Genomic DNA, 26,402 nt, shown 5'->3' with positions numbered 1-26,402 from the left:
CATAACTAAGGGTATTTCCGGCAAAGGTGAAAAATATGGATTTTTTGCGCCACATCCACATACTGACGCCATTCTTCCGGCGGCGCTGGCCTTATTACGGGCTTGGCGTCCTTGTTCTCATAGTTGTCGACTTACTGCAGCTCGCCATTCCTCGTCTGACGGGGAAGGCGGTCGATCTGCTCTTGGCAGGCGACGCGGGCCTTGTCAGGCTGCTTGGCGCGCTGACGGCTCTGGCCATCTTAATCGCCATCCTTCGCTACTGCTATCGGGTACTCATTATGGGCACCACCCGTCACCTCGAATACTACCTGCGGGATAAACTCTTTGCCCATGCTCTCCGTCTGCCGCCAGTATACTTCGATCGCTTCGGCCCCGGTCGGGTCATGGCCCTCACCATCAGCGACGTCACGGCGGTCCGCGTCGCGGTCGGCCTCGGCGCTCTCCTGCTCGTAGACGCACTCATCATGGGGCTGGCCTCGCTGATCGTAATGGTCGAAGTGGTTAACTGGGAACTCACCTGGCAGTCGGTCGTACCGCTGCCGTTCGTGCTGCTAGCCACCGCCCTGATGGGCCGGCCGATCCATGACCGCTTTCGCATCGTCCAGGAAAAATTCAGCCAGTTCACCGAGATGGTACAGGAAACGTTTGCCGGCGCCAGGGTAGTAAAAGGTTTCGCCGCCGAGGCAGTGGCCATCGACCGCTTCACCGCCGTGAGCCGGGATAATGTTGCAGCCAATCTGGCCATGGCCCGTCTGCAGGCCGCTTATTTCCCCGTCTCCCATACCGCGCCGCTGTTTTGCTACGCCATCGCCCTTCACGGCGGCGGGCAGCTTATCGTTGCCGGCGTCCTTACCGTCGGCGACCTTGTAGCCTTCCTCGGCTACCTCGGCCTAATGATATGGCCGGTCACCGGCTTCAGCTACCTCATCGCGACCGTGCAGCGCGGTTCGGCGTCGCTGGCCCGCATTGCCGCCCTGCTGGCCGAACCGGCCTACGAGACCGGCTTGCCGGCGTCACCGTCCGCCCTTCCCGGCAGTAGCGTCGAACTGCGTCATCTGACCTTTCGGTACCCGGACAGCCCCAACCCCGCTCTCAAAGACGTCACTATTTCCATTCCTGCGGGAGCTGTCGTCGGGATCGTCGGCAGAACCGGTTCCGGCAAATCCACCCTGCTCAAACTTCTTCTTCGTCTTTACGAACCGCCTGCCGATGCCATTTTCATCGGCGGCCGGGAGATACTTACGCTGGACTTTCTGTCACTCCGCCAAGGAATCGGCTATGTACCGCAGGACAGCTTCCTTTTCGCCCGTACCATTGGCGAAAATATCGCCTATGATCGCGACTACCCGCGCGACGACGTGGAAAAAGCGGCTGGTCTTGCCGCTGTCAGGGAAGCAATCGACGACAAGCCTTACGGCTTTGGCACCGTTCTCGGCGAAAAGGGCCGTCGTCTGTCTGGCGGCCAGCAGCAGCGCGTAGCGATCGCCCGTGCGTTGGTAAAGACTCCGGAAATCCTTCTCCTCGACGACGTCTTCGCTTCGCTGGATTACGAAACTCAGACCGAGCTTCTCGCCAATATGAAGGACTTCAGCGGCGGCCGCACCACCATCATTGTTTCCCAACGGGTCGCCGCGGTCAAAGATGCCGATTTTATCGTTGTCCTCGATGATGGCGGCGTCGCCGAGCAAGGAACGCATGCCGCACTCATCGCCCAGGGCGGCCTGTACTTCAGACTGTACGAGCAGCAGCTCGTAAACGGTGAACAGCCATGAGCATGTATTTTCGCGGCAGGGAATACGACTCCGCTCCCCCCGACCGTCCACTCGACCGGGAAGTGGCGAAGGTGCTGTGGAGTTTTTCCCGGCCTTTCAGGGGGCTTATGGCGGCGGCTCTTGCCGTAATGCTCCTCGGCACGGCCGCCGATCTGGCCCGGCCATATCTTCTCAAAATCGCCATCGATAACCAGATACTCCTCGGCGACCTCGCCGGCCTACGTAACACCGCATGGCTTTACGCCGCCACTATCGCCGCCGGTATGCTTTTTGCCTGGGGGCAAACCCTCCTGCTCCAGTATATCGGCCAGAAAATAATCTTCGACGTCCGGCAGAAAGTTTTCAAGCAACTCATCTACATGCGTTACACCGACATTGAAAGCCAGCCGGTGGGGCGTATCGTCACGCGGGTGACAAACGACACCGACGCTATCAAAGACCTCTACACCGATGTGCTCGTCGCCTTCGCCAGCGATTTGCTGGTACTGATCGGCATCATCGCCGTCATGCTTGCCATCGACTGGCGGCTGGCGCTCGTCTCGTTCACCGTCATCCCGGTGATGATCGTCCTCGCCGCTCTCTATCAGAAATACGCCCGGCGGGCCTACCGCCAGGTGCGCGAGAAAACGGCCGCCATCAATAGCTTTCTCCAGGAAAGTCTCAACGGAGTCAGCGTTGTCAAAGCGTTTGCCCGTTTCCTGCGCAGCGAGGCCGAATACACCGTCGTCAACCGTGAATACCTGGCCGCCGGCTTGAAGGAAATGCGCACTTTTGCCCTTTTCCGGCCGTTTGTCGATCTCGTCTATACCCTTGCGGTCGTGCTACTCCTGTGGTACGGCGACTGGCAAAGCAGCCTGGGGGGCGTAGAGATCGGCGTAGTTGTTGCCTTCCTGCGATATATGGAGAAATTCTTCTGGCCAATCAGAGATCTGGCCGAGAAATACAGCCTGCTGCAGTCGGCCCTGGCGGCGGCCGAGCGGGTCTACGAACTGATTGCCGCCGATCGCCCGGCCGAAGAGCCTGACGGACAAAACACCCACCGGCGCGTCAACGGCGAAATAGCTTTCGAAGACGTATGGTTCGCTTATGAAGAACCGCATTGGGTGCTGTGCGGCTTGTCATTCTCGGTGGCAGTCGGCGAATTCATCGGTATTGCCGGTCTCTCCGGCTCAGGCAAGACCACGGTCATCAATCTCCTGCTCCGTCTGTACGAGCCGCAGCGGGGCCGAATCCTCGTCGATGGTGTCGATATTCGCGAGATCCCCCTGGACGTTCTCCGGCGGACGATCGGCGTGGTGTTTCAGGATGTTCACCTGTTTAACGGCACGGTGGCCGAAAATATCAGCCTCTTCGATCCCGCGATATCCCGCCGGGATATCATCGACGCCGCCACTGTGGCGAATTGCCACGAATTCATCGCAAAGCTCCCGCAAGGCTACGATACGCCGATTGGCTATCAGGGAGCGATGATTTCGGTCGGGCAGCGCCAATTGCTTTCTCTCGCCCGAATGCTGGCCTGCCGTGCCGACGTGCTGGTACTGGACGAAGCCACCTCCAATATCGACGGCGAAACCGAGATGCTGATCCAGGGGGCGCTTGAACACATCGCCAAACAGCGCACCATGCTTGTTGTCGCCCATCGCCTGTCCACCATTCAGAATGCCGATCGCATCCTTGTCCTTCACCGTGGTTTAATCGCCGAGGCCGGCACCCACGAAGAGCTCGTCGCCTGCCGGGGACTGTACTGGCGCCTTTATCACAGCCAGTGACCCAAGCTCCCCGCCAAGAAGGAATATGATAGCGGCGCAATGAATATAATACCAAAACCCATTAGGAGGAATACGGTATGGCCAACATGTTCAGTGATCTTGAAGGGTTGCGCATCGCAATGGCGATGGAGGCCCGCGGGCGGGACTTTTATCAACAGGCTTACCAGCAAACCACTAACCCTGCCCACAAAGAATTGTTCCTGTGGCTGAAAAACGAGGAAATACACCATCTGGCTAGATTTACCACCCTCTTCAACATGATCGAAAACCGAAAGGAAGCCCATTCGGCCGAATACCTCTTCGACCCCGAGACTTCCCGCTACCTTACGGTTATCGCCGAAGAACACGTTTTCCCCAAACCTTACGACGCCGGCAAACACGTCGCCGAGCTGACAAGCGTGCAGGCTGTCCTGCAGGCTGCCATGCAGGCGGAGAAAGACTCAGTGCTGTTTTACGATGAACTGGCCGCCAGGGCAAAGTTCGCCGAGGCCAGGGACGTCTTCCGTCTCCTGAAGGGCGAAGAACAGGCCCATGTCGTCAAACTCCGCGAAATGATCGACGCCTGGGCGTAAGCGAAGGAGGGAACGGTAATGGATGCGAGGCTTATACTCTATAACCTCCATGCCTGTCCGGAATGCCAGAGCATCAGAGAAAAGCTCGCCGAACTTGAGCTTACGTATATATGTGTCAACGTCAGTCCGGCGAAAGCCAAGCGCACCCAGGTATTCGAGTTGACCGGACAATACTCGGTGCCGGTGCTGGTGGACGGCGAAACGATTCTCACCTCCGCTGACAACATCCTGGAATATCTTGTGGAAACCTATGCCCACAACGTCATCAAGCCCGTAAAGTATTGACGTTTCCGACGCAGCCCACCCCGCATATCATGTTAGCGGGAGGGATGTGTCATGCTGAGGCGGCATCGGCGCCGCAAATGTCCGATCGAAAAAGGAGTAAAGATTATCTGTCCCCACTGCGGCGCCATCGTTGTCGTTCCCATGTGCAAGGCTGTCAACGGCGAACAAATATTTTGTTCGAAATGCCAGCAGGATTTTGCCTTCGGGGCTTAGGACGGCTTGAATTATTCGCCAAATAATGTAAAATTGAATTAATGACGAACTTCTGAATAGGGGGATGGGCGATGCCTAGGGGACCCAGCAAGCGAGGCTATCACAAGCAGGACATGCAGAAGGTGAACCGCACCGCCCTTGTCGTCGGAGGTGTTACCGCAGCCGTCCTTTTGTTGGTGATGGTTGTATCCTTTATTAGGTAATTGTTGCAGCCCAAGCGCCTTACGGCGCTTATTTTTTGAAAGATACGGGGAGGATAGTTGATGCCCGGAACCGATGCAGTTGCTCAGAAGACCGGTCCTGCCGCTCGCTCTTTTTTGTCCGAAAAACTGCCGACTCTGATTGCCGTAACGACGGTGATTCTCGCTGTCTGCGCCACACTTGCGTCCTTCAAGGCCGCCGGCTACGGCAACAAAATGGTGCTGGCGCAAAGCCAGGCGTCGGATCAGTGGGCCTATTACCAGGCGAAGAGTATCAAAGAAACCGCTTATCAGGTCCAACGCGACAGCCTAAGCTTCGTTTCGCCCCTGCCGGGCAAAGAACAGACTTACGCGGCGAAACTCGCTGAGTTCGATAAAGAAATCAGCCGTTACAAAGGGGAAAAGAAGGAGATAATGGAAGAGGCCCAGCGCTTGGAGAAAGAGCGGGACATCGCCCGGGATTTCAACTCGCGCTTCGGGCAATCGATGATTTTCCTGCAGATAGGCATCCTTTTGAGTTCCCTGGCTTCAATAAACAAAGTGCCGTATTACTGGTACATGGCTTTGGTCAGCGGTGGCGCCGGCGTGGTGATGTTCATCCACACCTTGATGATCACCCTCTGATCGGGCGCGGCAGCGGACATGAATAATTAAGGAGGCATTGCCGTGGACAGAGAATGGGTAATGGCCACTATCGCCGAATTGGCCGGATTCAGCACAGGCGGGCCGGGAATCACCCGCCTCGCTTTCAGCGACGAGGATCGCCGCGCCGGAGAATATATCCAGGAATTGATGCGCCAGTCAGGCCTGACCGTGCACCGCGACGCGTTCGGCAACATTATCGGGCGGCTGGAAGGCGCTGTAGCGGGAGCTCCGGCGGTAGCCACCGGCTCGCACCTTGACACCGTTCCCGAGGGCGGCCGCTTCGACGGCGTCCTGGGGGTAGTCGGCGGCTTGGCTGCCATCCGCCGCTTGGCCGGGCAAGGTCCGTTGGCCCATCCCTTGGAGCTCATTGTATTCATGGCGGAAGAATCCAGCCGCTTCGGTTTTGCCACCATGGGCAGCAAAGCGATGACAGGTTCCGTCAACCCGTCATGGTCGAAAGCCAAAGATCAGGCCGGCGAAAGCTTTCCCGACGCTATCGGCCGCCATGGCCTCGACCTGGCCAATGCCCGGGCCGCCGGCCGTAGCCGGGACGAGTTAAAGGCCTTCATTGAGCTGCATATCGAACAAGGACCGGTCCTCGAGAGGACAAATGATACGATCGGCATCGTCGAGGCAATCGCAGCCCCCACCCGCCTCAAGATCGTTGTCGACGGAGTGGCCGGACACTCGGGAACGACGCCGATGGGCGACCGTCAGGACGCCCTCGTGAGCGCGGCAATGATAATCCTCGCAGTGCAGGAAATCGCCCTTGAGCAGCACCATCGCGGCACAGTCGGGACGGTAGGCGTAATCCGCAACCACCCTAATGTAATGAACGTCATCCCCGGGCGGGTGGAGATGGGCGTCGACATTCGCGGCGTGGACCACGACAGCATAATCGAAACCATCCAGGACATCAAAGACGCTGTCAGCACTATCGCCGACGGCCAGGAAACGCCGGTGGCGATCGAAGTGGTGACCGCCGACAAACCGGTCCCCATGAACGCAGACATCATCCAGACGATCGAAACCGTCTGCCGTCAGCTCACCATGCCTTACCGGCTGATGAACAGCGGCGCCGGCCACGACGCTATGAACATGGCCGCCATAGCCCCCACCGGGATGATATTCATTCCCTGCCGGAGCGGCATCAGCCACAATCCGGAAGAAGAGGCCGACGCCGACGACATTGTGAAGGGCATCGACGTCCTGACAGCCACTATCAAGCAGCTCGCCAAGTAGGTGTTTACATGACAGTCGACGTATACTTTACCCCCCTGGACTATATTGCCAGGCCGCCCGAGGGAGACCATGCCGTCGCCGTCCTCGACATCTTCCGCGCTACGACATCGATGGCCACCGCCTTCGCCAACGGGTGCCGCCGCATCATACCGGTCATGACAGTAGAAGAAGCCATAACTCTCAAGGAACTGCACCTCGGGGCGCTGCTTGCGGGTGAACGCCAGGCCCGCCCCATTCCGGGCTTCGACCTTGGCAACTCGCCCGGTGAGTACGACCGAGCCGCGGTAGCCGGCAAGACGATCATCATGACGACCACCAACGGCACCGCCGCTCTTAAGACGGCCGAGAAAGCGGCGAAAGTCTATGTCGGTGCGTTTGTCAACGCCGCCGCCCTTTGCCGGAAGCTTTCCTCAATATCGATGAATATTGTAATTCTCTGCGCCGGAACCCGCGGCCACCTGACCATCGAGGACGCGCTGTGCGCCGGACTGCTTGCCGATAGGCTTACTGGCCATAGCGACCTTAGCGATGCGGCCCTAGCCGCCCGGGCGATATACAACGATTACCGCGCCGACCTTGTGCGGCGGACGTCCCAGGGCGCCCATGCCAGGAATCTTGCCGCCATCGGCTACGGAGGAGATATTGGCTATTGCCTGCGGCATGATCTTTACGACATCGTCCCTGAATTTCTCAGCGGAGAAATAACCGACCCGGCTGCCTGCTAGCAGTCGGGTCGGTTATCTTAAGGTAAATATTTCGCCTTTAGTTTACGTAACATGCATGGTAAAATGGAGGCTGAGCAACGTGGAAAGGGGATGTCTATGAAAAAAATCGTTATCATGGCCATGCTCGCCATGGCTGCCGCTGCCTATTCACCCCTGATGCCCTCGGTTCACGCCGCAACCGCCGACGATGTGCTCGCGCAGATAATTGCCCAGAACCCTAAAGCCGCCCAAGTCCAGGAACTGCTTGCCCTCAAGCAGGACATTGAGCAAGGCGGCCGGGGAGCGATCGTCAGCCGCGTGACCCAGGTCGCCATTGATCGGGCCGGTCAGGGAGAATTGGCCGGACTGGTAACCGCCGCCGCAAACGGCGGGGATATCCGGGGCACTGTGGAAACCGCCGTTCGGCAAGAAGTCACAACCCAGTTGGCATCCAGGCTCGGTCCTTACGAAGAGAGCCTCAACCTGCTTGCCTCTATTCTGCAGAACGCCGGGCTTATTCCCCAAACCGTCCGCGACAGCAGCAGCCTGGCCGGGGCGGCGCAAATCCTTAAGTGACCGGGATCGATAGCAACGAAGACTAGCAACATTCAAAAACGGTAAGCGGCAAGGGCCGGCTTACCGTTTACATAAATAAAAACCGGTAAGGCCGGTTTTTTTTACTAGGAACAACTATGATAAATGACGAATATATGAGAGGAAAACAAAATGACCACAAGGGGAAGAGGCTTGAAAAAGACATTCATTATACTGATAATGCTCCTCAGCGTCGGGTTAAACCTTGCCGGCGCCGCTCCCGCCGCCCCGCCCCCCGTCCAGTACGAAAAAGGTCTTGTGCTGTCGGTCGCTCCGCTCGATGATGCTACGCGGAAGCAGTACCTCCTCGAACGCGGCGAACTTGTCACGGTACGAATTACCACCGGTCCGGAAACAGGCAAGGTCGTCGACACTTTGAATTTTGTTTCCGAGCGTTCGCCCTACGCAATCAAAGTAGCACCAGGCGACAAAATCATCGTCGCCGTGGCCTACGACCTCGGCCGGACGTCATACCACGTAAGCGATTTCGACCGCTTCGATTATGTTTATGTCCTGCTGGCCCTGTTTATCGGCACACTGGTGATATTCGCCGGTGTCGTAGGCGTAAAGACAGTTTTCGTAATCGGCTTTTCCACCGCTCTGATTTTTCAGGTCTATATCGGTCAGGTGCTGGCCAGGGGAATAAACCTGACGCTCCTGACCCTGCTCGTCTGCGCCGTGATTGCCACCGTGACTCAGGTCGCCATCAGCGGCTGGAACAAGAAGTCCTTAGCCGCCATTCTCGGCACGGTGGGCGGCGTGGCCATCGCCGGGCTGCTCTCCCTGCTCGCCATCCAACTGATGCACCTGACGGGGCTCGATAGCGAGGAAGCCATGATGCTCAAGGCAACGAAAATGGCCGACATCGATTTCCAGGGGGTCTTGTTCTCGGGCATGGTATTCGGAGCCCTCGGCGCGGTAATGGATGTTGCCATCTCGATTGCGTCGGCCCTCTACGAAGTAAAAGCCCTCCAGCCGGATATGGACAGGAAAAGCCTGTTCATGACCGGGATGAATGTCGGCCGGGATATAATGGGTACGATGTCCAACACCCTCATCCTGGCTTATGTAGGCACATCCCTGCCGCTTATGCTGCTGATCGCCTCCCAGCCGCAGGCCTCGGCGCTCAAAATCATGAATCTCAATATGATCGTCACCGAGATCGCCCGCGCCCTTACCGGCAGCATCGGCCTTATCTGCGCCATCCCGCTGACAGCCCTGATTGCCGCTTTCCTGATGTGCGGCCGGGAGCGTTAATACCTAAGCGGCTAACTGAAGACGTCCGCGCGGGCAGCCCGCAGGGCGTCTTCCAACTTGTCGCTCCAGCTGCCGCCGCCTTGCGCCCAGTGGGCGTTGCCGCCGCCCTTGCCCCCAGTAAGCGCAAGCGTCTTCTTCAGCAGCTTGCCCATATCGGCCGGGATGCCCGCAGTGCAGGCAAAGACAAAGTGAGATTTGTCAAGCTCGGCGCTCCCGGCCGCCAACAGGACGACGGCGCGGCCGCGGGCCAGCACCGCTCTGGCCAGATCCGACAGTTCGGCAGCCGACGCGTCCGCGATGACAGAAACGGCCAGCTTTATGTCAGAAAACTTGTCAGCCTTTTCATATAACTCGTCGGCCCTGTAGCCGGCGAGTTCCTGTTTTGCGGCCTGCAGTTGCCGGGTGGCCGTTTCCAGCTTGCACTGTTGCCGTTCGGCCGCTGCCGGTACCTCAACGACAGGCACGGACAACCGTACGGATAGATCGCGGGCCACGGCGCTGTTCAGCCGGTAGTCCTCAAGGGCCCGGCCGCCGCACACGAAGTCCACCCGGACAGCCCCGGCCTTGCGTTCCCAGGAACGAATCCTGATCAGGCCGATTTCGCCGCTGGCCGCTACATGCGTGCCGCCGCACGGGCAGCAGTCCACTCCTGCCACGCTGACAAGGCGGATGGCGGCGAAGCCTTTCGCCGGCTGTTTGCGCAGCGGGAACCCGGCGAGGTCGCCGCCGGCGACAAATTCGCTCTTGACCGGCAGATTGGCGAACACAATTGCGTTGGCTGCCGCTTCCGCCGCAGCCGCCTGCTCAACGGTCAGCGTTTCCATAGTGACATCGATGTATACCCCGTCGCTGCCGAGATGAAACCCGATATTCTCCCCGCCGAAGAGGTCGGAGAACACCGCCGACAGGATATGTTCGCCGCTGTGCTGCTGCATATGGTCGAAACGCCGTTCCCAGTCCAGGCGGCCATGGACCGCTTCCGACGCCGGTCTGACGGCGGTGACGTGCACGACCGAGCCGTTCTCCTCGTATACCGCCACCACCGGGATATCGTCCAACCAACCTTTGTCGCAGGGCTGGCCGCCGCCCTCGGGATAAAATGCCGTCCGGTCAAGTACGACGCCATAGCTGCCATCGGGCAGAGTGCGCAATTCCTTAATTCTCGCTGTAAACTCTTTTTGATAACAATCAACATAATACAATTTTTCAGTCACAGTTGCCCTTACCTCCGTTATGCGCATTCAAACCCATTATACCCGACACCGGCGACGCAGCAAAGCCGCCTGCAGGGATATCGCCCGCAGACGCTACATATATTTGACCAGGAAATGCCGGGAGGGGGAGAAAAATTTGCTGACCGCGCTTAGGAACAGGAGGCATGGTGTATCCTTTTGCGTTGCCCTGCTGGCTGTCGCCGGGCTGCTTACCGGGCTGGCCGGTTTCGAATACTGGGACGAACAGGAACTCGCGTCCGTTCCCAATCAGCCGGCGACACGGCCCGAAGGCAGTGTAATTCTGGTGGTGAATGTGCCGGCACGCCGTCTTGAAGTGCTGAGCGACGGCAAATTATACAAGCAATACCGCATTGCCGTCGGCCGTTCGGAAACCCCATCGCCGTACGGGGAGTGGATCGTCACCTGGAAAGCCTATCACTCCGGCGACATCTTCGGCACCAGATTCCTAGGCCTCAACGTCCCGTGGGGCGGGTACGGCATCCACGGCACCAACAGACCGTGGTCAATAGGCCAATTCGCCAGCCAGGGCTGCATCCGCATGCGGAACAGGGACATCGAGGAATTGTTTGAGTGGGTGCCTGTCGGCACCCCCGTGCGCATCGAAGGGGGCAGGGTGCGCATCGAACGCCAGCTGCGCTACACCTCCACGGGGCCCGACGTTGTCCTGCTGCAGACCAGGCTGCGCAAAAACGGCTATTATGAAGGGCGAGCCGACGGGTTGTTCAACCGGGACGTCGAAGAGGCGCTGAAAAGGTTTCAGCACGACAAAGGACTCAGGCCGACCGGGGTCGCCGACCGCAAAACGCTCGAAAAGCTTGGCCTATAGCGTGGCTGGCGACAGTGTAAAGGTGCCTGTTTGGCGGCACCGGAGCGTTTTTAGGGCAAAATAAATGATTTTGCCGTCTTTTGTCGAATACATTATAATGCCGAATCCTAACCGGTAGGGGAGAACCACTAGAGACACAGGGGTGAATCCGCGACAGCGGAAGGGCGTCTAATCCTCTTCGCCCGAACCCGACAGCTAATCCCCGAGGCATTAGGCCAAGCGGTTCCGTTATACGCGAACGGCGCCGCGGAGGCCAGCAACAAGAGGGGTGAATTGATGAAAAAAGTTTATATTGCGGCGATACTGGCGGCGCTGTTGCTTGCCAACGCCACCGCGCTTGCAGCGGTTGCCCCTGCGCCTGCGGCGGACAAGCCCCTCAAACAGGGAGCGCGGGGCGAGGACGTCAAGATGGTTCAGAAGCTGCTGGCCGATACCGGCTATTACGCCGGGCAGATCGACGGCATCTTCGGCGGCGCTACCCTTGAGGCCGTTCAGAGATTTCAGACCTATAACGGCCTGAAGCCCGACGGCGTGGTCGGCAAAGAAACCATCGCCTTCCTCCAGCGCGAACGGGCCAGCACTGCGCCAAATCGCTACAACCGCGAACTGACGATGACCGCTACCGCCTACACGGCTCAGGATGACGGCAACGGCAGTCACACCTACCGCGGGCACGAACTCAGACGGGGGCTGGCGGCGGTCGATCCCCGAGTTATCCCGCTTGGCACGCGGTTATTCATCAAAGGCTACGGTTTTGCAATCGCCGACGATATCGGCGGCGCCATCAAGGGCAACAAAATCGACCTCGCGTTCGAAAACCGCGCTGACGCTCTCCAATTCGGCGTCCAGAAGGTTACAGTCTATATTCTCGATTAAAGAGCAGGTCAAACCTGCTTTTTTTTCATAAAAAGGAATGGCGCTTGGCTGTGGCGTATACCATATTAACCTACACAGAAGGGAAGATGCTCATGTACGAAATAGCTCACATCGGCCTTGTCGTAAAAGATGCCGACCGCTCCGGCCGGTTTTACCGCGATGTTCTCGGCTGTCAGCCGGCGGGCGCTTATGAGGATGAAAGGGTCAAGATCGCCTTCTTGAAGGCAGGGACGCAGATAATCGAGCTGGTCCAATACCAGGCTGGCGAAAAGGAACCGCGCCGGGCCGGGATTGTGGATCACCTCGCCTTCAAAGTGAATGATATCGACGCCGCTATTGCCAAACTGCGGGAAAAAGGGGTAACGCTGCTTTTCGACGCGCCCCGCACTGCTCTGGGCGACAAAAAGATCTTTTTTTTCGCCGGCCCGGACGGGGAGAGGCTGGAATTCATCCAGGAAGCGGCGCTATGACAGACAAAATCGACAGACTCAAAGAAAAAATGCATAACCTTTACAAACGCAATCCCTTCGTCGGGCTTCTGCAGATGAAAGTGGAGGATGTCAAAGAAGGGGAAGCAACGCTGTCGATGCCGGTCATCCAGGCAATCCACGGCAATCTGTACGGGATGGCGCACGGCGGTGCTACGGCGTCACTGGCCGACACGGCGATGGGACTCGTCTGCGTATCACTCGGTAAAAGGGTCGTGACCCTGGATCTCAACATCAACTACATATACGGCGCGGCCGACGGCGAGACGATGACAGCTGTGGCGAAGGTCGTGCACAACGGCCAGCACACCGTCGTCGTGGAAGCCGAACATCGCGACACGGCCGGCAGACTTTTGGCAAAAGCGAGGGGAACCTTCTTTGTCGTCGGCAGCCTCGACCTTGATTAAAAAACGGGAAATAATGATCCCAACCGCGGCAGGCAAACTGAACGCTATCCTCTATCTTCCCGTGGAACGCCAGCGCGATTATGCCGTCATATTCTGTCATGGCTTCCGGGGCTCCAAAGAGGGGGGCGGGCGGGCGTCGTCACTCGCTGCAAGGGTTGCCGAAAACGGTTTTGTCGCCCTGCTGTTCGACTTTGCGCCTCTCAGCCTGCTTTCCGAACAGGTCGAAGAGCTGCGGGCAGTTGTGTCCTACAGCCGACGCGAGGTCAGCGACCGAATCGTTCTTTTCGGGCGCAGCATGGGCGGCAGCGCCGCTCTCGCCGTCGCAGCCGCCGACAGGCTCATCGGCGGCCTCTGCCTGTGGTCCGCTCCCCACAACCTCCACGAGACATTCCGCCTCTCTCTGGGAGAGGAAGCGTACAGCCGGCTGCTTGGTGGGGAACCAGTCAGCATAGCCGACGAATTCGGCCATGTTTGCATGACCCCCGATTTTCTCGGCGATTTCGACCGTTTCGACCTCCTTGCTTGCGCCAGGCTGGTCAGCGGCCGGCCAATGCTCGTTGTCCACGGCGAAAACGACGAAATAGTCCCCCTGCGGCAGGCTGTCGAAATATTCGATCAGGCTGGTGAACCGAAAAAGATGACCGTCGTCCCCGGAGCCGATCACCGCTTTCTCAGTGGCCACGAACAAGCGTCCGCGGCATTGCTCGCCTGGCTGGAGGCCGGCTTTTCGGCTCCGCGCGACTGGTGAAGCCGACCTGCATATAATCGCGAATTGGGCTTATACTACCCAGGAAAGCATTCTGCTTGACAAGGGAGGCTCAGCCCATTGGACTTGGTACCCGCCCATTTGCTGCCGCTCCTCCTGGCGCTAGTGTCCGGCGTGCTGATGGCTGTGCAGGGTTCGGTCAATACCGCGCTGAGCAAGGCAGTAGGCCTGTGGGAAGCGACATTTGTCGTTCACGCCATAGGGACGCTAGTCTTGCTCGTCGTTTTATTTATCCTCAAAATGGGACGCGGCGATCTCGGCGGTTTGTTCCAGGCTCCATGGTATTCCTACCTCGGGGGCGTGATAAGCGTATTCATTATCTACCTGGTGGCTGCCAGCATCCCACGCGTCGGAGTAGCCAACGCCACCACGGCCATAATCGTCGGCCAAGTGATGACTGCAGTCGTAATCGACCATTTCGGCGGCTTCGGTCTCCAGAAAATACCGTGCGGCTGGAGCCAGGTCGCCGGTCTGGCGCTTTTGGCGATCGGTGCCAGGTTGCTGCTAAAGTAGATTTTCCTTCACAAAAAAATTATTATAATGTATACTTATTTTTAGGGTTTTTTCCCCATGTCCTTTTAAGTAATTTTTTGCCACGCCGAATCTTAACAAGGAGGATAAGTAATGGATTTTAACTTTACTCCCGACCAGCTTGCCCTCAAGAAGATGGCTCAGGAAGTAGTTGCCAAAGAGATTACTCCCTACGCCCTTGAGATGGACCACAACGGGGAAATGCGGCCCGGTCTGCTCCAAAAGCTTGACGAAGCCGGTATTGTTAGCCTGGTCGTGCCTGAAGAATTCGACGGTCCGGGGCTGGATGCTGTCACCATCGCCCTTATCTACGAAGAACTTGGCAAAGGCTGCGCCGGTGTAGCCACCAGTGTCGCCGCAAATGCCCTGGCCTCATATCCTGTCATACTCATGGGTACCGATGAGCAGAAGAAACACTACTTTGATATCATCAACAGCGGCAAACTGGCGGCCTTTGCCCTTACCGAGCCGGGAGCCGGTTCCGACGCAGGTGCGGTAGCAACCACCGCCGTCAAAGACGGCGATGATTACTACATCCTCAACGGCACCAAATGCTTTATCACCAATGGCGGCCTCGCCGACATCTTCATCATATTTGCCAACGCCCGCAAATCTGCGGGCATCCGCGGCCTGACGGCCTTCATTGTCGACCGAAACACCCCCGGTTTTTCGGTCGGCAAAGAGGAAGACAAAATGGGCATCCGCGCCTCCAACACCTGCGAACTCATCCTCGACAACGTCCGTATTCCCACCGCCAACCGACTTGGCAGGGAAGGGGAAGGCTTCAAAATTGCCATGAAAACCCTCGACGCCGCTCGCCCGCTAGTCGGGGCCGTATCGGTAGGCATCGCTCAGGCCGCCTTTGACGCTGCCGTCAAATATTCCAAAGAGCGCGAGCAGTTTGGTAAGCCCATCGCCTCGTTCCAACTCGTTCAGGCGATGCTCGCCGACATGGCTATCGCCGTGGAAACAGCCCGGCTCATGGTCTTCAAGGCCTGCTGGCTCAAAGACCAAAACCTGCCGTTCGCCAAAGAGGCGGCCATGGCCAAGTGCTATGCGGCCGATGTCGCCATGAAAGTTACCACCGATGCCGTTCAGGTTCTCGGCGGCTACGGCTATATCAAGGAATACCCCACCGAGAAGTACATGCGCGACGCCAAGATCATGCAGATATACGAAGGCACCAACCAGATTCAGCGTCTCGTTATCGCCAACCAGATTTTGTATTAAACAGCCCCCTTGACAATTCTTGTTTACAGTAATATAATGTTTCTTGCGGCAGTTGCTATCTCTGCCGCAAAAATATGGGGTTATAGCTCAGTTGGTTAGAGCGCCTCGTTGACATCGAGGAGGCCAGCGGTTCGAGTCCGTTTAACCCCACCATATTGAAATCAAAGGGCGCTCGGCTATTGCAGCTGAGCGCCCTTTTTTGTGTTTTCCTAATCTTATCCTAATCCCTTTTTAAAAGTGAGGTTGATAATCTCTGCTGGCCGCTGTTTAACCTCTTTGCGGAGGTGGACGTAGTAATCCGCCGTGAAACTGGTTTTTGCGTGTCTGGCGGCCTCTGAGACGGCCTTAGTGTCCAGGCCAAGCTCGTATAGTATCGTGACGTAGGTGTGACGCATGTCGTGGACCCGGAGAGCGGGCAACTTGTTTTTTTCTTCCGTCTGGGCATTGTTATATGCTTCGATGGCTTTGGGCAGCGCGTGAGTGATATAATCCGGCTCGTAGGGCAGACCGTCCCGGTGACGGATCACGAAGTTCTGATCGCAGAGCTGCGCCTGCTTAACCTTCGAATTCTTCTTCTTGTTGCCGATGCCGGCCATCTGTTTTTTGCGAATATCTTCCATGACCGCAATAACGATGTCAGGAAGAGAGGCATATCCTTTTGATTGTTTGGTTTTCGTGGGGCCGAGCGCCAGAACGGTGGGCGGGATGGGGTTACCCTTTTTGTCAGCCTTGGTTTTCGACTTGCAGCCATACCATTTAATTTCTTTCTGCTCCAAAAGCCGCTTTGCTTCTTCCTCATCCATCCTGTCGAGCGAATATTCGACGTAAGCGCCCTTGTTCTTTAAATCGACATTCCCCCATTGGAGTCCAAGAATTTCCCCCCGGCGCAGGCCGCAAAGGAACCCGAGGAGCCAGACGAGATAAATACTGTTTTCGCGGTGGAAGTCAAGGAATCGCGTAACCTGTTCATGCGACCAAACCATGTTGTTCGGCTCGTTTCTTTGCGGCGGGGTAACGGCGTCGCAGGGATTCCGGGAGAGTAACTGCCAGAGCACGGCCTTTTTAAGCGCCTGGTTAAGTACGGCAAATTGCGCCTGTATGCTGGTCGGCTTCAGACCCCGCGCAAGCTCCTTGTTGAGATGTTCGGTGATGGTCGTCGGCTTCAGTTTGTCCAGTTGGGCTTCGCCGAGGTTGGCGCAGAGAGCGTCGATCCGGTCCTGATAATTTTGCACTGTTGCCGGCCGGCGGCGAGGTTTTATTTCAAGCTCCAACCATTTATTAAGATACTGTTTTACAGTAGTTTTATTGGTAATGGTCAACTCACCTTTGTCGAGCTTCGATCTGATTTCTCTTTCAAGGCGCTCGGCAGCCTTTTGCCCTTCGGCCGGGTACCATTTGTAGCGTTTTTTGTTGAATTCGTCGCGGTAATAAACAACTGCATACCATATGTTATCTTTAAACTGAACGCTCATTAGCATCATCTCCTTTATCAGGAAACGAGTTGAGAATGTTTTCGATAATAGTCTTATCTCTTTCAGATGCTTTTCTAAAGGCTAGAAGCAATAACCATTCTCTGCGATCAACCTTAGTAAGTGACAAATCCTTTTCATCATTTTGGCCATAGAGCCAACTTAAAGAAACATCGTAGAGCTTAGCCATAGCAATCAGGTCTTTAGCGGAAATTTCTCTTCTGCCTGCCTCGTAGTTTCCGATCGTGCTTGATGAATTGTATCCTAAGTTTTTAGCAACTTCTTCGTGTGTTAATCTTGCATCTTCTCTAGCCTGCCTAAGTCTTTTTAACAACAATTCCTTATCAAACATTCTTTTATCATCACACCTCTTTTTATATTTGTTTTGATTATATACAAAATGTGGGAAAAAGTCAAAAAAATATTTCAATATGTGCTATTTATAATTGACACGCACAAAATGTGAGATTATACTAAAGTCAGATAAAAGAAATAATTGTCAAAAAAGGAGGGTTGAAAATGGATATAGGCAACAGAATTCGACAAATTCGCATCGACAAAGGCATTTCGCAACGACATGTTCAAAAGAAGCTGGGCAAGTACGGTTCGTGGTTAAGCCAGGTAGAGGGCGGCAGTGTTCAGATTTACGCCAAAGATGTGCCCTTACTTGCCGATGCGCTGGGCGTCGAAATCGGCGATCTCTTTGTAGAGGAAATCAAAGGGGCCTAGGTTTTTCTATGCCTAAATTTCGCACATATTGTGCGATTGAGTCAAGCCGTCATGCGATTTCGCGCAGACGAGCTGCTGGCTCATTTCAAGAGCGGGAAACCGGAAGAGCAGTAGGAAGGCGGATTCGCATGAACGAACTGCTCGGCAGCGTCCAGGTGATGAGCGCGATCCGCGTCTGCGGCTGGCAGGTCAATGAATGGCTGAAAGGAGGTGAGGGGATGGCAAACTTATTTGATGTGCACGATGCGCTGTGCCAGTTCATTATCAAGGCAACAGAAGAAGAAACCCCCAGTAGCGTGGTTCAGACGCTGCCGGAGGTCGTAAGGGCGCTAGTTGAGTTGTCGGTTGTTATTCGGACTCAGAAACAACCTTGAGAATGTCTTTGTAGGCCAGAAGTGATAAATCTTTGTAGTTTTTAGTTCCCGGGAAAGCCTCGAAATCAAGAGCGTTCTTTCTAATTAGTTCAATAAGAATCTCCTTGGCAATTTGTTTCTCTTCAATCGTCGCCACGCACATCACCTCCCTTCGCCGCATATTTCGACGGGAGGAAACAATTTCCTGTAAAGGAGATGATGTCTTATGTCCCGCATCCGTATCCAACTCGACAAACAATGGCGCCAATCGCGGGACGCGCGCCTGGTTGCCTGGGTGATCATCAACTGCCGGCGTCTGCTGTTCTGGTTAGCCGGTCGATGGGGCCCGGTAGCCCTGGCCGGCGTGCTGATCTGGCTGGCCTGGCTTGTAGGAGGATGGAGATGAACAGAAAGGTGTACGTTACGACGACATTTCCATCGGAAAACCGTCCTCCGGCATGGGCGAGGCTGCTCTGCTGGCTTGGTATCCACCGATGGCGCCACATACGGATATTCAACCGGGAATGGCGACGATGCCAGCGGTGTCGACGGTTAGAAATCGACCGAGGGGAGGTGTGTAGAGGTGGCCTCAATCAGAACCACGGCGATCCGGTTGAGGGAACAGCAGCGCGTCGTTAACGCCTACCAGCAAATCATTCCGCTGATTAATGACCCCCACTGCCGGCGCCGGTGCTATCGAAAAATGAAAGTCGCCCTGAGGATAGCCGAGCGACTGGCACGGAGACTCAACGAGAAAAAGAAAAAGACTGCCACAAGAGCAGCCTAACGACACGAATCTACTGATATCGTACCACGCGCCGCGGTATCAGTCAATGGAGGCGCATATGGAACAACAAGATTTTGACAGCGGTTACGAATACGCCCGCCGGCACCACCTGGCGACCTGGCAGGGATATTCGACAGGGACTCTAAAGCAGCTCGCCGCTGTTTTTGTGTCCGCCGGCTCGGGACATGCCCTCGGCCAGGCCCGAGTCATTGAAGAGATACTGGCAGGGAGGGCGGCCAATGCGAAAACGCTATCTTGAACTCCTGGCCTCTACCGGCCGGCCCGGCAGAACTGATCTCGCCAGCTGGTTAGAATCCACCGACTTCTTCACGGCCCCCGCCAGCACCCAATACCACGGCGCTCACGAGGGCGGATTACTGGAGCACAGCCTGGCGGTGTATAACAATCTCTGTAAAATTGCCGGTACCTTTGAGGAAAAGCTGTTGCCCGTCAGTAATTCCACGGCTATCATCGTCGCCCTTCTCCACGATATCTGCAAGGCCGACTTCTACACCGTCAGTACCAGGAACGTTAAAAACGAACAAACTGGCCAATGGGAAAAGGTGCCGTATTACGCCATCGAGGATACAATCCCCCTCGGCCACGGCGAGAAAAGCGTCATCCTGGCCATGCGGCACATGCCGCTGACCGGTGACGAGATCATGGCCATCCGTTGGCACATGGCCGGCTTCGATGACGCGGCCCGACAGTACGCAAGTGGACAAGCCCTGGCCGCCGCCCTGAAAAAGTATCCGCTCATCACCGCTTTGCACATGGCGGACCTGGCTGCAACCTATTTTGACGGGAAGTGATCGTCTATGTCCGGCCGTAAATCAATCAAATCGTACCGATTGGGCATCTCGGTACCGCCAGTGGGCCGCATACCGGCGCCAGCGCCTAGCGCCTGCCGCGTGACGCAGAGCTATTTCCCGCCGCCCGATGAGGCCCTGGATCTTGGCTGGCCACCGGAGCGCATTATGTCCGACTGTCGGCGGCTGCCGCGGGAAGAATTGACCCCTAAGCTGAAGGCGCGGCTACTGGCCGCCGGGCTTACCGAGTCGCAAGTTAAGGAACTATATCGGCACAGCCGGTCATGGATTAACTCTATTCGATCGCATATAGCTGGCGGTGGCCAGCGGCACGAGGCGTCGGAAAAAGATATTGACCTCTATGGGTTTGACCAAACAAAAAGAGAGGAAAGATGCTCAATGAAATTTCACGAAGGTATTTTAGCGGGCATGGCGCCGACGAAAGCGCTGGAAACGTGTGAGCCATCCCGGATGAAAGATATTACCGTCGAAGGACTGCAGGCGTGCGTAGACGCCGGTCTGAGCCGCGAGGAAATGGCAAAGGGGTACGGAACGACGCCGGCGTCACTGTCCTGGAAGGCCAGCCAGATGAAATTTAAGTTCCCCAGCGCCAGGCCGGCGAAGATTGTCACTCCGGAAAATACAAAGCCGGAAAACGTCTCCGGGGGGGGCACAGCTGTGCAGCCTAAGGACCAGCCGGCCGCAGCCGACCAGCAACCGGGTGCCGTCGCCGCCGCTATGGCCGCGTTCATCGGTTCTGAGAAGTTTCAGGAGATCGTCGCCGCCAACCAGGAAGCCGCAGCGCACACGCCGACGGTGGAGGAATTGGCCGACGTGTTCGGGGAGAAAAGACCGGCAACGGGTAATCGACCGATAATCGTTTATCTATGTGGAGCCATTGACTACGTGACCGGTGAGTATGCTTCCGAATGGAGACTGGCAGCGACAGCTGAGCTGGAAGCCATAGGTGTCACGGTTATTGACCCGACCCGAGACGGGGCACTTTCTTGGACGCCTCAGGAGGTCGTCGAGCGTGACTTGGCCGACATTGCGTCGGCGGATATTGTTCTGGTTGAAATGAATAATGCAGCCGGCGGTTACATCGGTACCGCCATGGAGATCCGAGAGGCGTGGGAGATGGGAAAAATAGTCATTGTCTGGGGCCAGGCTTTCCGAAACAGCAAGTTCCTCCGGTACCACGTCACGAAGTTTTGCCCATCTCTGGATTATGCTCTCGGGTATATCGAGGGTATGGTGGCAAAATTGCGGAAGGGTGAGGTCGGATGACCCGCTACGCTGAGGGTACCCAGGTCGACGAATCCCGTTCCCGCGGCGAGATCGAGCGCACCTTGCGGAGGTATGGCGCCCAGGGATTCGGTTACGCATGGGAGGGCAACAACGCCATGCTGACGTTCAAGGCTAACGGCCGAATGTGTCGATTTCTCCTGCCGATGCCGGACCAGAACGACAGGGAATTTACGTACACTCCGGAACGGCAGGTTCGTCGAAGCCCCGCAGCGGCGAGAGCTGCCTGGGAGCAAGCCTGCCGGCAGCGGTGGCGGGCGATGTCTCTGCTTATCAAGGCGAAGCTGGAGGCAATCGAATCCGGCATCGTCACCTTCGATGATGAATTTCTGGCGCCGATGCTGTTACCGAATGGTCAGACGGTCGGTCAGTGGGCGGTACCGCAGATCGCGGCGGCGTATGAACGGAACCAAATGCCGGCTCTGATGCCGGGACTGAGCGAAAGGAGCTGTTAGCATGACCAAAGGGGTACAACTGATTGCCGAAGAGCGTCAGCGGCAAATAGATCAGGAGGGCTGGACAGCCGAGCACGATCGCCAGCACTCAAGAGGTGAATTGGCTATCGCCGCAGGGTGTTACGCTTTCCCTCAAATTGTTCGTATGGCATGGGGAATGGCACAACGGCTTTGGCCTTGGGGGCTTGAATGGTGGAAACCATGCCCCGAAGATCGAATCTACGAACTACAAAAAGCCGGCGCCCTGATCGCCGCCGAGATCGACAGGCTGTTGGCCGAGGGTGGTGAACGTCAATGACCCTCTGCATCATGGGCGCAAAGGCGAACTGCCAGCACAATTACGCCGGCTGCTGTAAGGCGAAACCAAAGCCCGAGAACATTCCTTGCCTCGGGGTCGCCTGTATGGCCGTTGTTACGAGACCGAGTAAATAGGGAGGTACCATCATGCTTGATAAAGCCATCGAAAAAATTCGCGACGAAATGGTGGCGAAGAACGATACCTATGTTCAGGTTGTCGGTGATATGCTGCTGCACCATTTGACGGCCAACCCCGCCGCGGCCGAGAAGGTCATGGCCAGTGGCAAAACCATTGCCGGCAGCTTGTCCGCAATGAGATCCGCTGCTGAAAAGAAGAAATCGGGCAACTGCGCGGTACTGACGGATGCCGAGGGCTTCGCAGTCGTACTCGAGTACTTCGGAATCAGCGGCACTGCGTCGATCCCTTCGCCGGTACCGGCGGCTTTACTTATCCCCAAAACGGCATCCACCGATTTCGACGTAAGCCTGGATGACCTGCTGAGAGGTTGACCACATGGAGATTAACGAGATTCTGGAACATTTCCCCGACGACCGGTCCGATGAAATCAAGCAGTATGCAACTGACAGTGTGTTTCGGTGGAGCCGGTACCTGTTCACCCGACGTGAAGGGAAACGCCAGTACGCCTACTGCACCCATTGCCGGAAAGAAACCGCCAACACCAAGCTACGACACAATAGCCAGGCCAAATGCCCTCATTGCGGAAGCACCTGTATTGTTAAGGCAGCTGGTATCGGCCGAAAGCGGCTGTTGGATGAGGGATATTTTGTGTACTACGAAAAGTCGACATACGACCCGGAGGCTATTATCGCCAGGGGGATTTACGCAGTACGCGACTATCGCGGTGACTACCGGCAAGTAAAAACCATCTATCTTACCAAGGCGTTTTATCTGTTCCGGCCTGGCCAGGCCCATATGCTCTGCCACAAGCACGGTTACTATGTCACTTGGGACGGCCGCCCGAGAATGGAAAAGGGCAGCCTCAGTCAATGCAAGTCGGTTTATTCCCTGTTTACTCCGATTACGGCAAACGGCTGGGGAGGAAGCAATGACGTTGTTATCAGCTATTCCCGAAATAGCATCGCGGCAGCTGTGGCCGGCACTCAGTTCCGATTCAGCACCTGGGAGCAGTACGATCACGGCGACATGGTCAAGTTCTTTGCCTTATATGCGAAATACCCATGCGTCGAGTATCTGACAAAGATGGGCTTCAGCCATCTGGTGGAGACCAAGCTGGAAGGCGGCAATACCTTTGGTTGCATCAACTGGCGCGGGAAGACGGTGATGAAGGTTCTGAGGTTGTCAAAAAAAGACCTGCGTGAACTCAAGGCCGCCGATATTCATGTCGACCCGTCGTTTCTCAGATACCTGCAAGTTTCCCGAAAAGACGGCTCGAACCTATCGTTCACCGAGATCAAGCAGGTGGATAATGCCATCGGCTGGTGCTATAGCGACCTTCAGAAAATCCTAAAACAAACCACGTTGCGCCGGGCCTGGACGTACATAAGCAAGCAGTTTCCCCTGCTCCGCCCGGATAAAAAACAGGCTTTCTATTCTGAGCAGGCTGTTTTGCACTCCTGGCGTGACTACCTGGCCGACTGCGTTAAGCTCGACCTGGAGCTGACAAACGAGCGGACCCTGTTCCCCCGGAACCTGTATCGAGCCCACCAGAACACGATTAAGCAGGTTCAGCATCAGGCCGATGAGCTGCTTGCCCAAAAACTTGTCGCCAAGGTGGCCGAGCTGCAGAAATACTGCTTCGAGAAATCGGGGCTGTTTATCCGGCCGGCTGCAGACCAGAAGGAATTAATCGCCGAAGGCAAGTCGCTGGAACACTGTGTTGGTGGTTATGCCCGGGCCTACGCTGAAGGTCGATCTATCATTTTGCTGATCCGCAACAAGAAACAACCTGACAAGCCATTTTTCACGATGGAAATCCATAAAGGATACAACGGCAAGATGATGATTACCCAATGCCGCGGCCTCCGAAATTGCGATCCCGATGCCAGGGTGAAAAAATTCGTTGACGCATTTACCGCGGCCAGGATGCAGCCCGAGAATGAAGTCCGCGTCCGAGTTACTGTCCCGGCATAATGAAAGGAGCGTAACCCATGAACGACATTACCATCACCAGAACCGCCGACGTCATCGCGGCGGAGATAAACGGTATCAAGGCCCAGACCCGGGCCGTCATGCTCTGCGGTAGCATCGAGATTGGCCGTCGGCTGGTCGAGGCCAAGGACATGCTCGAGCATGGGCAGTGGACCGACTGGCTAGAGAAATCGGTCGACTACTCGCCGCGCACCGCCCAGAACCTCATGAAGATATTCGAGGAGTACGGCGCCGACCAACTCCCGCTATTCGGCGATAACGCAAAAACGCAAGCGCTTGCGGATTTGAGCTATACCCAGGCGGTTGCCCTGCTGGGGCTATCGGCTGATCAGCGGGAAGCATTCATGGAGGCGAACGACGTCACCAGCATGAAGACCCGCGAACTGCAGGAGGCCATCCGGAAACAGAAGGAGGCCGAAGACAAGGCAGCCGCCGCGGATAAGCGGGCGACAACAGCGGAGACGAAGGCGACAACGGCAGAAACCGCCCGGGCTAGTGCCGAAAAAGCCCTGAAGGACGCCCAGGACAAGGCCAAGAAGGACATTGACCGCCTGACCGCTCAGCTAACCGAAGCGAAGAAGGCCGGCGCATCGGATGAAAAGCTCACCGAAATGAAGGGTGAGCTCGATGAGGCCAAGGAAGAGGTCCGGCGACTTACCGAGCAGCTGGCAGAACCGGTCACCGTCGAGGCTACTGTTAAGCCCGACCCCGCGGCTGTCGCCGTCATGAAATTTGGCCTCCAGTTCGACGCCTTGGTGGTCAATTTCCGCAACCTGCTTACCGCCCTGGGCGAGATCAAGGTCGCCGACGCCGACGCCGGCGAGAAGTACAAGGTCGTCGTGACCGGCCTGATCGGCAAAATGACGGAGAAGCTGACATGAGGCGCTTCCTGCTCGTCGCCCTCATCGTCGCCAACTGCCTGCTGCTGGCCGGCGCCGTCTACATATTCCCCATCATCATGCACACGGCGGCCGTCGTCCTGGAGCAAGCGGCGCTGGCCCAGCAGGCTCACGAGCGCATCGACGTCCTGGAGCGGGCCCTGCGCGTCAACACGACACCGGGGCCCAGCCGGGGCGGCGCCCGGGTGATGAAGGTCACAGCCTACACCGCCGGCCCCGAATCGACGGGCAAAGCCCCCGGTCATCCCGCGTACGGCATCACCTCCGCCGGGTACCGCCTGACCGACGCCGACGCCTGGCGCGTAGCGGCCGCCGATCCGGAGCACTACCCGGCCGGTACAAAAATATTCGGCGCCGGCGTCGGCCTAGTGACCATCCTGGACACCGGCGCCGCCGTCCGGGGCCCGGACCATATCGACATATTCGTGGGCATGTCCGCCGTACATGAAGCCCAGGAGTGGGGCGTACGGCGGGTACCTACCCGGATTATTGGGAGGGTTAACTGATGAACATGAACCATTCCCGCGTCTGGCGCCGCCAGCGCGCCTGGGATAAATTGCGGAGACTACCGGCAAGGTTCTGGCTCATTCCCGGAAAGGGCGTGAAACTGTGAGCGATTGGCTTGCTTCAAGAAAAGGCCGATATTTTGTCGGCGCATTCGGGGTGTGGGGCGGCCTAATGTTCAACTTCATTGAGACGTGGTATTTCGGCTGGAACTTGAAGCCGCAATCACCGGCAGAAATGATGTGCGACTATATCGCCAATGTGGCTATGGTGAGCGGGATGCTGATAATCGTTTATATCACTCTATTCCAGGAAAAGGAGAACCTGAAATGAAAATTTATGTCGCCAGTTCCTGGCGTAACGAGATTCAGCAGGAAATCGTGCGATTGCTGCGCGAGGCCGGCCATGAAGTTTACGACTTCAAAAATCCGGCCCCCGGCAACAACGGCTTTCACTGGTCGGAGATCGATCCGCAGTGGCGGACCTGGTCGCCCCGACAATTTAAGGATGCCCTGTGTACCGAAATAGCGGGCGCTGGGTTCTGGTCTGATATGAATGCCCTGGATGACTGCGATTGTTGCGTCCTCGTCCTTCCGTGCGGCCGTAGCGCTCACCTGGAAGCAGGATGGGCCATCGGAGCCAGCAAGCCAACAGTAATATTGCTGGCCGAAGGCATGGAGCCCGAGCTCATGTATGCGATGACGCCCTATATTTGCGTTGACATTCCCGAATTACTAGAATCCGTCGAGGAGATCAAAAAGAGCGGCCACCGCTGCCGAGTATGCGGATGCACCGATAACGAAGCCTGCCCCGGCGGTTGTTATTGGGTAGAGCCTGACCTGTGCAGCGAATGCGTGGAGGCCGCCCGCACCGCCGACCTTATCGACAAAGAGGGGCCGGAGTAATTACCGCCCCTCGCCCTCCCGCAGCGGCCGGGTCGACCCCACCCGCTCAGCGAACCAGCGGCCCTCGTCGAAAAACAGGTACCGTTCCTGGCCGTGAATCCAACAATGGTACCTGATACCTAGTCCGCCAGCCGATAATGCCGGCGC

General features: G+C 56.8%; 36 protein-coding genes, 1 tRNA gene and 1 riboswitch. Of the genes, 33 read left to right on the top strand and 4 right to left on the bottom strand.

The features are described from left to right. Nucleotides 1–35 precede the first annotated feature (35 nt). The 11 genes from RIN56_13470 to RIN56_13420 all read left to right on the top strand — a co-directional run bounded on the left by RIN56_13470 (nucleotide 36) and on the right by RIN56_13420 (nucleotide 9,253). A complete protein-coding gene (locus tag RIN56_13470) occupies nucleotides 36–1,772 on the top strand; it encodes an ABC transporter ATP-binding protein (GenBank protein MDR7867817.1) in 1,737 nt (578 codons plus the stop codon). Then, complete coding sequence (locus RIN56_13465; protein ID MDR7867816.1) at nucleotides 1,769–3,541, top strand: ABC transporter ATP-binding protein; 1,773 nt, start codon at nucleotides 1,769–1,771, stop codon at nucleotides 3,539–3,541. The genes RIN56_13470 and RIN56_13465 overlap by 4 nt, the downstream gene beginning before the upstream one ends. 77 nt (nucleotides 3,542–3,618) lie before the next feature. Next, nucleotides 3,619–4,113 carry a ferritin family protein gene (locus tag RIN56_13460; protein MDR7867815.1) on the top strand — a complete coding sequence of 165 codons (495 nt, stop codon included), beginning with the start codon at nucleotides 3,619–3,621 and terminating at the stop codon, nucleotides 4,111–4,113. Nucleotides 4,114–4,131: 18 nt separating this feature from the next. Further along, entirely contained in the window at nucleotides 4,132–4,398 is a 267-nt protein-coding gene (locus tag RIN56_13455; GenBank protein ID MDR7867814.1) for a glutathione S-transferase N-terminal domain-containing protein, read from the top strand. Nucleotides 4,399–4,449: 51 nt separating this feature from the next. Beyond that, nucleotides 4,450–4,611 carry a hypothetical protein gene (locus RIN56_13450; GenBank protein ID MDR7867813.1) on the top strand — a complete coding sequence of 54 codons (162 nt, stop codon included), beginning with the start codon at nucleotides 4,450–4,452 and terminating at the stop codon, nucleotides 4,609–4,611. A gap of 71 nt (nucleotides 4,612–4,682) precedes the next feature. Next, nucleotides 4,683–4,814 carry a hypothetical protein gene (locus RIN56_13445; protein ID MDR7867812.1) on the top strand — a complete coding sequence of 44 codons (132 nt, stop codon included), beginning with the start codon at nucleotides 4,683–4,685 and terminating at the stop codon, nucleotides 4,812–4,814. Between the two features lie 60 nt (nucleotides 4,815–4,874). Then, complete coding sequence (locus RIN56_13440) at nucleotides 4,875–5,435, top strand: DUF4337 domain-containing protein (protein MDR7867811.1); 561 nt, start codon at nucleotides 4,875–4,877, stop codon at nucleotides 5,433–5,435. A 42-nt stretch (nucleotides 5,436–5,477) separates the two neighbouring features. Continuing rightward, the gene (locus RIN56_13435; GenBank protein MDR7867810.1) at nucleotides 5,478–6,698 is read left to right on the top strand and encodes a Zn-dependent hydrolase; all 1,221 of its coding nucleotides are present in this window, start codon (nucleotides 5,478–5,480) and stop codon (nucleotides 6,696–6,698) included. Between the two features lie 8 nt (nucleotides 6,699–6,706). After that, on the top strand, nucleotides 6,707–7,423 hold the full coding sequence (locus RIN56_13430; GenBank protein ID MDR7867809.1) for a 2-phosphosulfolactate phosphatase: 717 nt from the start codon (nucleotides 6,707–6,709) through the stop codon (nucleotides 7,421–7,423). Nucleotides 7,424–7,519: 96 nt separating this feature from the next. After that, the gene (locus tag RIN56_13425; GenBank protein ID MDR7867808.1) at nucleotides 7,520–7,978 is read left to right on the top strand and encodes a hypothetical protein; all 459 of its coding nucleotides are present in this window, start codon (nucleotides 7,520–7,522) and stop codon (nucleotides 7,976–7,978) included. A gap of 171 nt (nucleotides 7,979–8,149) precedes the next feature. Beyond that, nucleotides 8,150–9,253, top strand: a complete 1,104-nt coding sequence (locus RIN56_13420; GenBank protein MDR7867807.1) for a YibE/F family protein — start codon at nucleotides 8,150–8,152, stop codon at nucleotides 9,251–9,253. Nucleotides 9,254–9,264: 11 nt separating this feature from the next. Here the strand turns inward: RIN56_13420 and RIN56_13415 are convergent, their stop codons facing one another. After that, nucleotides 9,265–10,404, bottom strand: a complete 1,140-nt coding sequence (locus tag RIN56_13415) for a DHHA1 domain-containing protein (GenBank protein MDR7867806.1) — start codon at nucleotides 10,402–10,404, stop codon at nucleotides 9,265–9,267. 202 nt (nucleotides 10,405–10,606) lie between these two features. On the opposite strand from RIN56_13415, the gene RIN56_13410 reads away from it, so the two are divergent. The 8 genes from RIN56_13410 to RIN56_13375 all read left to right on the top strand — a co-directional run bounded on the left by RIN56_13410 (nucleotide 10,607) and on the right by RIN56_13375 (nucleotide 15,765). Continuing rightward, a complete protein-coding gene (locus RIN56_13410; protein ID MDR7867805.1) occupies nucleotides 10,607–11,314 on the top strand; it encodes a L,D-transpeptidase family protein in 708 nt (235 codons plus the stop codon). A gap of 88 nt (nucleotides 11,315–11,402) precedes the next feature. Beyond that, a riboswitch (cyclic di-AMP (ydaO/yuaA leader) is annotated at nucleotides 11,403–11,539 on the top strand. A 51-nt stretch (nucleotides 11,540–11,590) separates the two neighbouring features. Beyond that, nucleotides 11,591–12,190, top strand: coding sequence for a peptidoglycan-binding protein (locus RIN56_13405; protein MDR7867804.1), 600 nt, complete (start codon nucleotides 11,591–11,593; stop codon nucleotides 12,188–12,190). A gap of 92 nt (nucleotides 12,191–12,282) precedes the next feature. Continuing rightward, entirely contained in the window at nucleotides 12,283–12,660 is a 378-nt protein-coding gene (locus RIN56_13400) for a VOC family protein (protein ID MDR7867803.1), read from the top strand. Continuing rightward, on the top strand, nucleotides 12,657–13,085 hold the full coding sequence (locus RIN56_13395; GenBank protein ID MDR7867802.1) for a PaaI family thioesterase: 429 nt from the start codon (nucleotides 12,657–12,659) through the stop codon (nucleotides 13,083–13,085). Before RIN56_13400 ends, RIN56_13395 begins: the two co-directional genes overlap by 4 nt. Before the next feature lie 13 nt (nucleotides 13,086–13,098). Beyond that, nucleotides 13,099–13,833 carry an alpha/beta hydrolase gene (locus tag RIN56_13390; GenBank protein ID MDR7867801.1) on the top strand — a complete coding sequence of 245 codons (735 nt, stop codon included), beginning with the start codon at nucleotides 13,099–13,101 and terminating at the stop codon, nucleotides 13,831–13,833. 78 nt (nucleotides 13,834–13,911) lie between these two features. Beyond that, nucleotides 13,912–14,364: a DMT family transporter gene (locus RIN56_13385; protein ID MDR7867800.1), complete on the top strand. Its 453-nt coding sequence runs from the start codon at nucleotides 13,912–13,914 to the stop codon at nucleotides 14,362–14,364. 111 nt (nucleotides 14,365–14,475) lie between these two features. Then, a complete protein-coding gene (locus RIN56_13380; GenBank protein MDR7867799.1) occupies nucleotides 14,476–15,612 on the top strand; it encodes an acyl-CoA dehydrogenase family protein in 1,137 nt (378 codons plus the stop codon). A gap of 76 nt (nucleotides 15,613–15,688) precedes the next feature. Beyond that, nucleotides 15,689–15,765: transfer RNA gene (locus RIN56_13375), tRNA-Val, on the top strand. Between the two features lie 62 nt (nucleotides 15,766–15,827). Here RIN56_13375 and RIN56_13370 read toward each other — a convergent pair. Next, the gene (locus RIN56_13370) at nucleotides 15,828–17,084 is read right to left on the bottom strand and encodes a tyrosine-type recombinase/integrase (GenBank protein ID MDR7867798.1); all 1,257 of its coding nucleotides are present in this window, start codon (nucleotides 17,082–17,084) and stop codon (nucleotides 15,828–15,830) included. After that, nucleotides 17,068–17,433: a helix-turn-helix transcriptional regulator gene (locus RIN56_13365; GenBank protein ID MDR7867797.1), complete on the bottom strand. Its 366-nt coding sequence runs from the start codon at nucleotides 17,431–17,433 to the stop codon at nucleotides 17,068–17,070. The genes RIN56_13370 and RIN56_13365 overlap by 17 nt, the downstream gene beginning before the upstream one ends. Nucleotides 17,434–17,600: 167 nt before the next feature. Here RIN56_13365 and RIN56_13360 point away from each other — a divergent pair, with 167 nt between their 5' ends. Further along, nucleotides 17,601–17,810 carry a helix-turn-helix transcriptional regulator gene (locus RIN56_13360; protein MDR7867796.1) on the top strand — a complete coding sequence of 70 codons (210 nt, stop codon included), beginning with the start codon at nucleotides 17,601–17,603 and terminating at the stop codon, nucleotides 17,808–17,810. A 128-nt stretch (nucleotides 17,811–17,938) separates the two neighbouring features. Then, complete coding sequence (locus RIN56_13355) at nucleotides 17,939–18,184, top strand: hypothetical protein (GenBank protein ID MDR7867795.1); 246 nt, start codon at nucleotides 17,939–17,941, stop codon at nucleotides 18,182–18,184. Here RIN56_13355 and RIN56_13350 read toward each other — a convergent pair. Next, on the bottom strand, nucleotides 18,159–18,320 hold the full coding sequence (locus RIN56_13350) for a hypothetical protein (GenBank protein MDR7867794.1): 162 nt from the start codon (nucleotides 18,318–18,320) through the stop codon (nucleotides 18,159–18,161). The genes RIN56_13355 and RIN56_13350 overlap by 26 nt on opposite strands. Nucleotides 18,321–18,746: 426 nt before the next feature. Here RIN56_13350 and RIN56_13345 point away from each other — a divergent pair, with 426 nt between their 5' ends. From RIN56_13345 to RIN56_13290, 12 genes are all read left to right on the top strand, one after another. Further along, nucleotides 18,747–18,950: a hypothetical protein gene (locus RIN56_13345; GenBank protein ID MDR7867793.1), complete on the top strand. Its 204-nt coding sequence runs from the start codon at nucleotides 18,747–18,749 to the stop codon at nucleotides 18,948–18,950. A gap of 58 nt (nucleotides 18,951–19,008) precedes the next feature. Next, nucleotides 19,009–19,209: a hypothetical protein gene (locus RIN56_13340; protein MDR7867792.1), complete on the top strand. Its 201-nt coding sequence runs from the start codon at nucleotides 19,009–19,011 to the stop codon at nucleotides 19,207–19,209. After that, on the top strand, nucleotides 19,190–19,762 hold the full coding sequence (locus tag RIN56_13335) for an HD domain-containing protein (GenBank protein MDR7867791.1): 573 nt from the start codon (nucleotides 19,190–19,192) through the stop codon (nucleotides 19,760–19,762). Before RIN56_13340 ends, RIN56_13335 begins: the two co-directional genes overlap by 20 nt. 99 nt (nucleotides 19,763–19,861) lie before the next feature. Beyond that, complete coding sequence (locus RIN56_13330) at nucleotides 19,862–21,046, top strand: hypothetical protein (GenBank protein MDR7867790.1); 1,185 nt, start codon at nucleotides 19,862–19,864, stop codon at nucleotides 21,044–21,046. Beyond that, nucleotides 21,043–21,519, top strand: coding sequence for a hypothetical protein (locus RIN56_13325; GenBank protein MDR7867789.1), 477 nt, complete (start codon nucleotides 21,043–21,045; stop codon nucleotides 21,517–21,519). Before RIN56_13330 ends, RIN56_13325 begins: the two co-directional genes overlap by 4 nt. 1 nt (nucleotide 21,520) lies before the next feature. Beyond that, nucleotides 21,521–21,817, top strand: a complete 297-nt coding sequence (locus RIN56_13320) for a hypothetical protein (protein ID MDR7867788.1) — start codon at nucleotides 21,521–21,523, stop codon at nucleotides 21,815–21,817. Between the two features lie 146 nt (nucleotides 21,818–21,963). Next, entirely contained in the window at nucleotides 21,964–22,326 is a 363-nt protein-coding gene (locus RIN56_13315) for a hypothetical protein (GenBank protein MDR7867787.1), read from the top strand. Nucleotides 22,327–22,330: 4 nt separating this feature from the next. Then, nucleotides 22,331–23,929 (top strand): PcfJ domain-containing protein, encoded by a 1,599-nt coding sequence (locus RIN56_13310; GenBank protein ID MDR7867786.1) that lies wholly within the window; start codon nucleotides 22,331–22,333, stop codon nucleotides 23,927–23,929. 17 nt (nucleotides 23,930–23,946) lie between these two features. Further along, nucleotides 23,947–24,828 (top strand): DUF3102 domain-containing protein, encoded by an 882-nt coding sequence (locus RIN56_13305; protein MDR7867785.1) that lies wholly within the window; start codon nucleotides 23,947–23,949, stop codon nucleotides 24,826–24,828. Beyond that, complete coding sequence (locus RIN56_13300) at nucleotides 24,825–25,352, top strand: 3D domain-containing protein (GenBank protein ID MDR7867784.1); 528 nt, start codon at nucleotides 24,825–24,827, stop codon at nucleotides 25,350–25,352. The genes RIN56_13305 and RIN56_13300 overlap by 4 nt, the downstream gene beginning before the upstream one ends. A gap of 172 nt (nucleotides 25,353–25,524) precedes the next feature. Next, entirely contained in the window at nucleotides 25,525–25,683 is a 159-nt protein-coding gene (locus RIN56_13295) for a hypothetical protein (protein MDR7867783.1), read from the top strand. Further along, the gene (locus tag RIN56_13290; protein ID MDR7867782.1) at nucleotides 25,680–26,255 is read left to right on the top strand and encodes a hypothetical protein; all 576 of its coding nucleotides are present in this window, start codon (nucleotides 25,680–25,682) and stop codon (nucleotides 26,253–26,255) included. Before RIN56_13295 ends, RIN56_13290 begins: the two co-directional genes overlap by 4 nt. Nucleotides 26,256–26,402: the final 147 nt, after the last annotated feature.

It is taken from the genome of Sporomusaceae bacterium, assembly GCA_031460455.1.
In the GTDB taxonomy this organism is placed as follows: Bacteria; Bacillota; Negativicutes; order Sporomusales; family UBA7701; genus Anaeroselena.
Note: the sequence above shows the minus strand (reverse complement) of the source record. Positions and strands in the feature narration are given on the sequence as shown.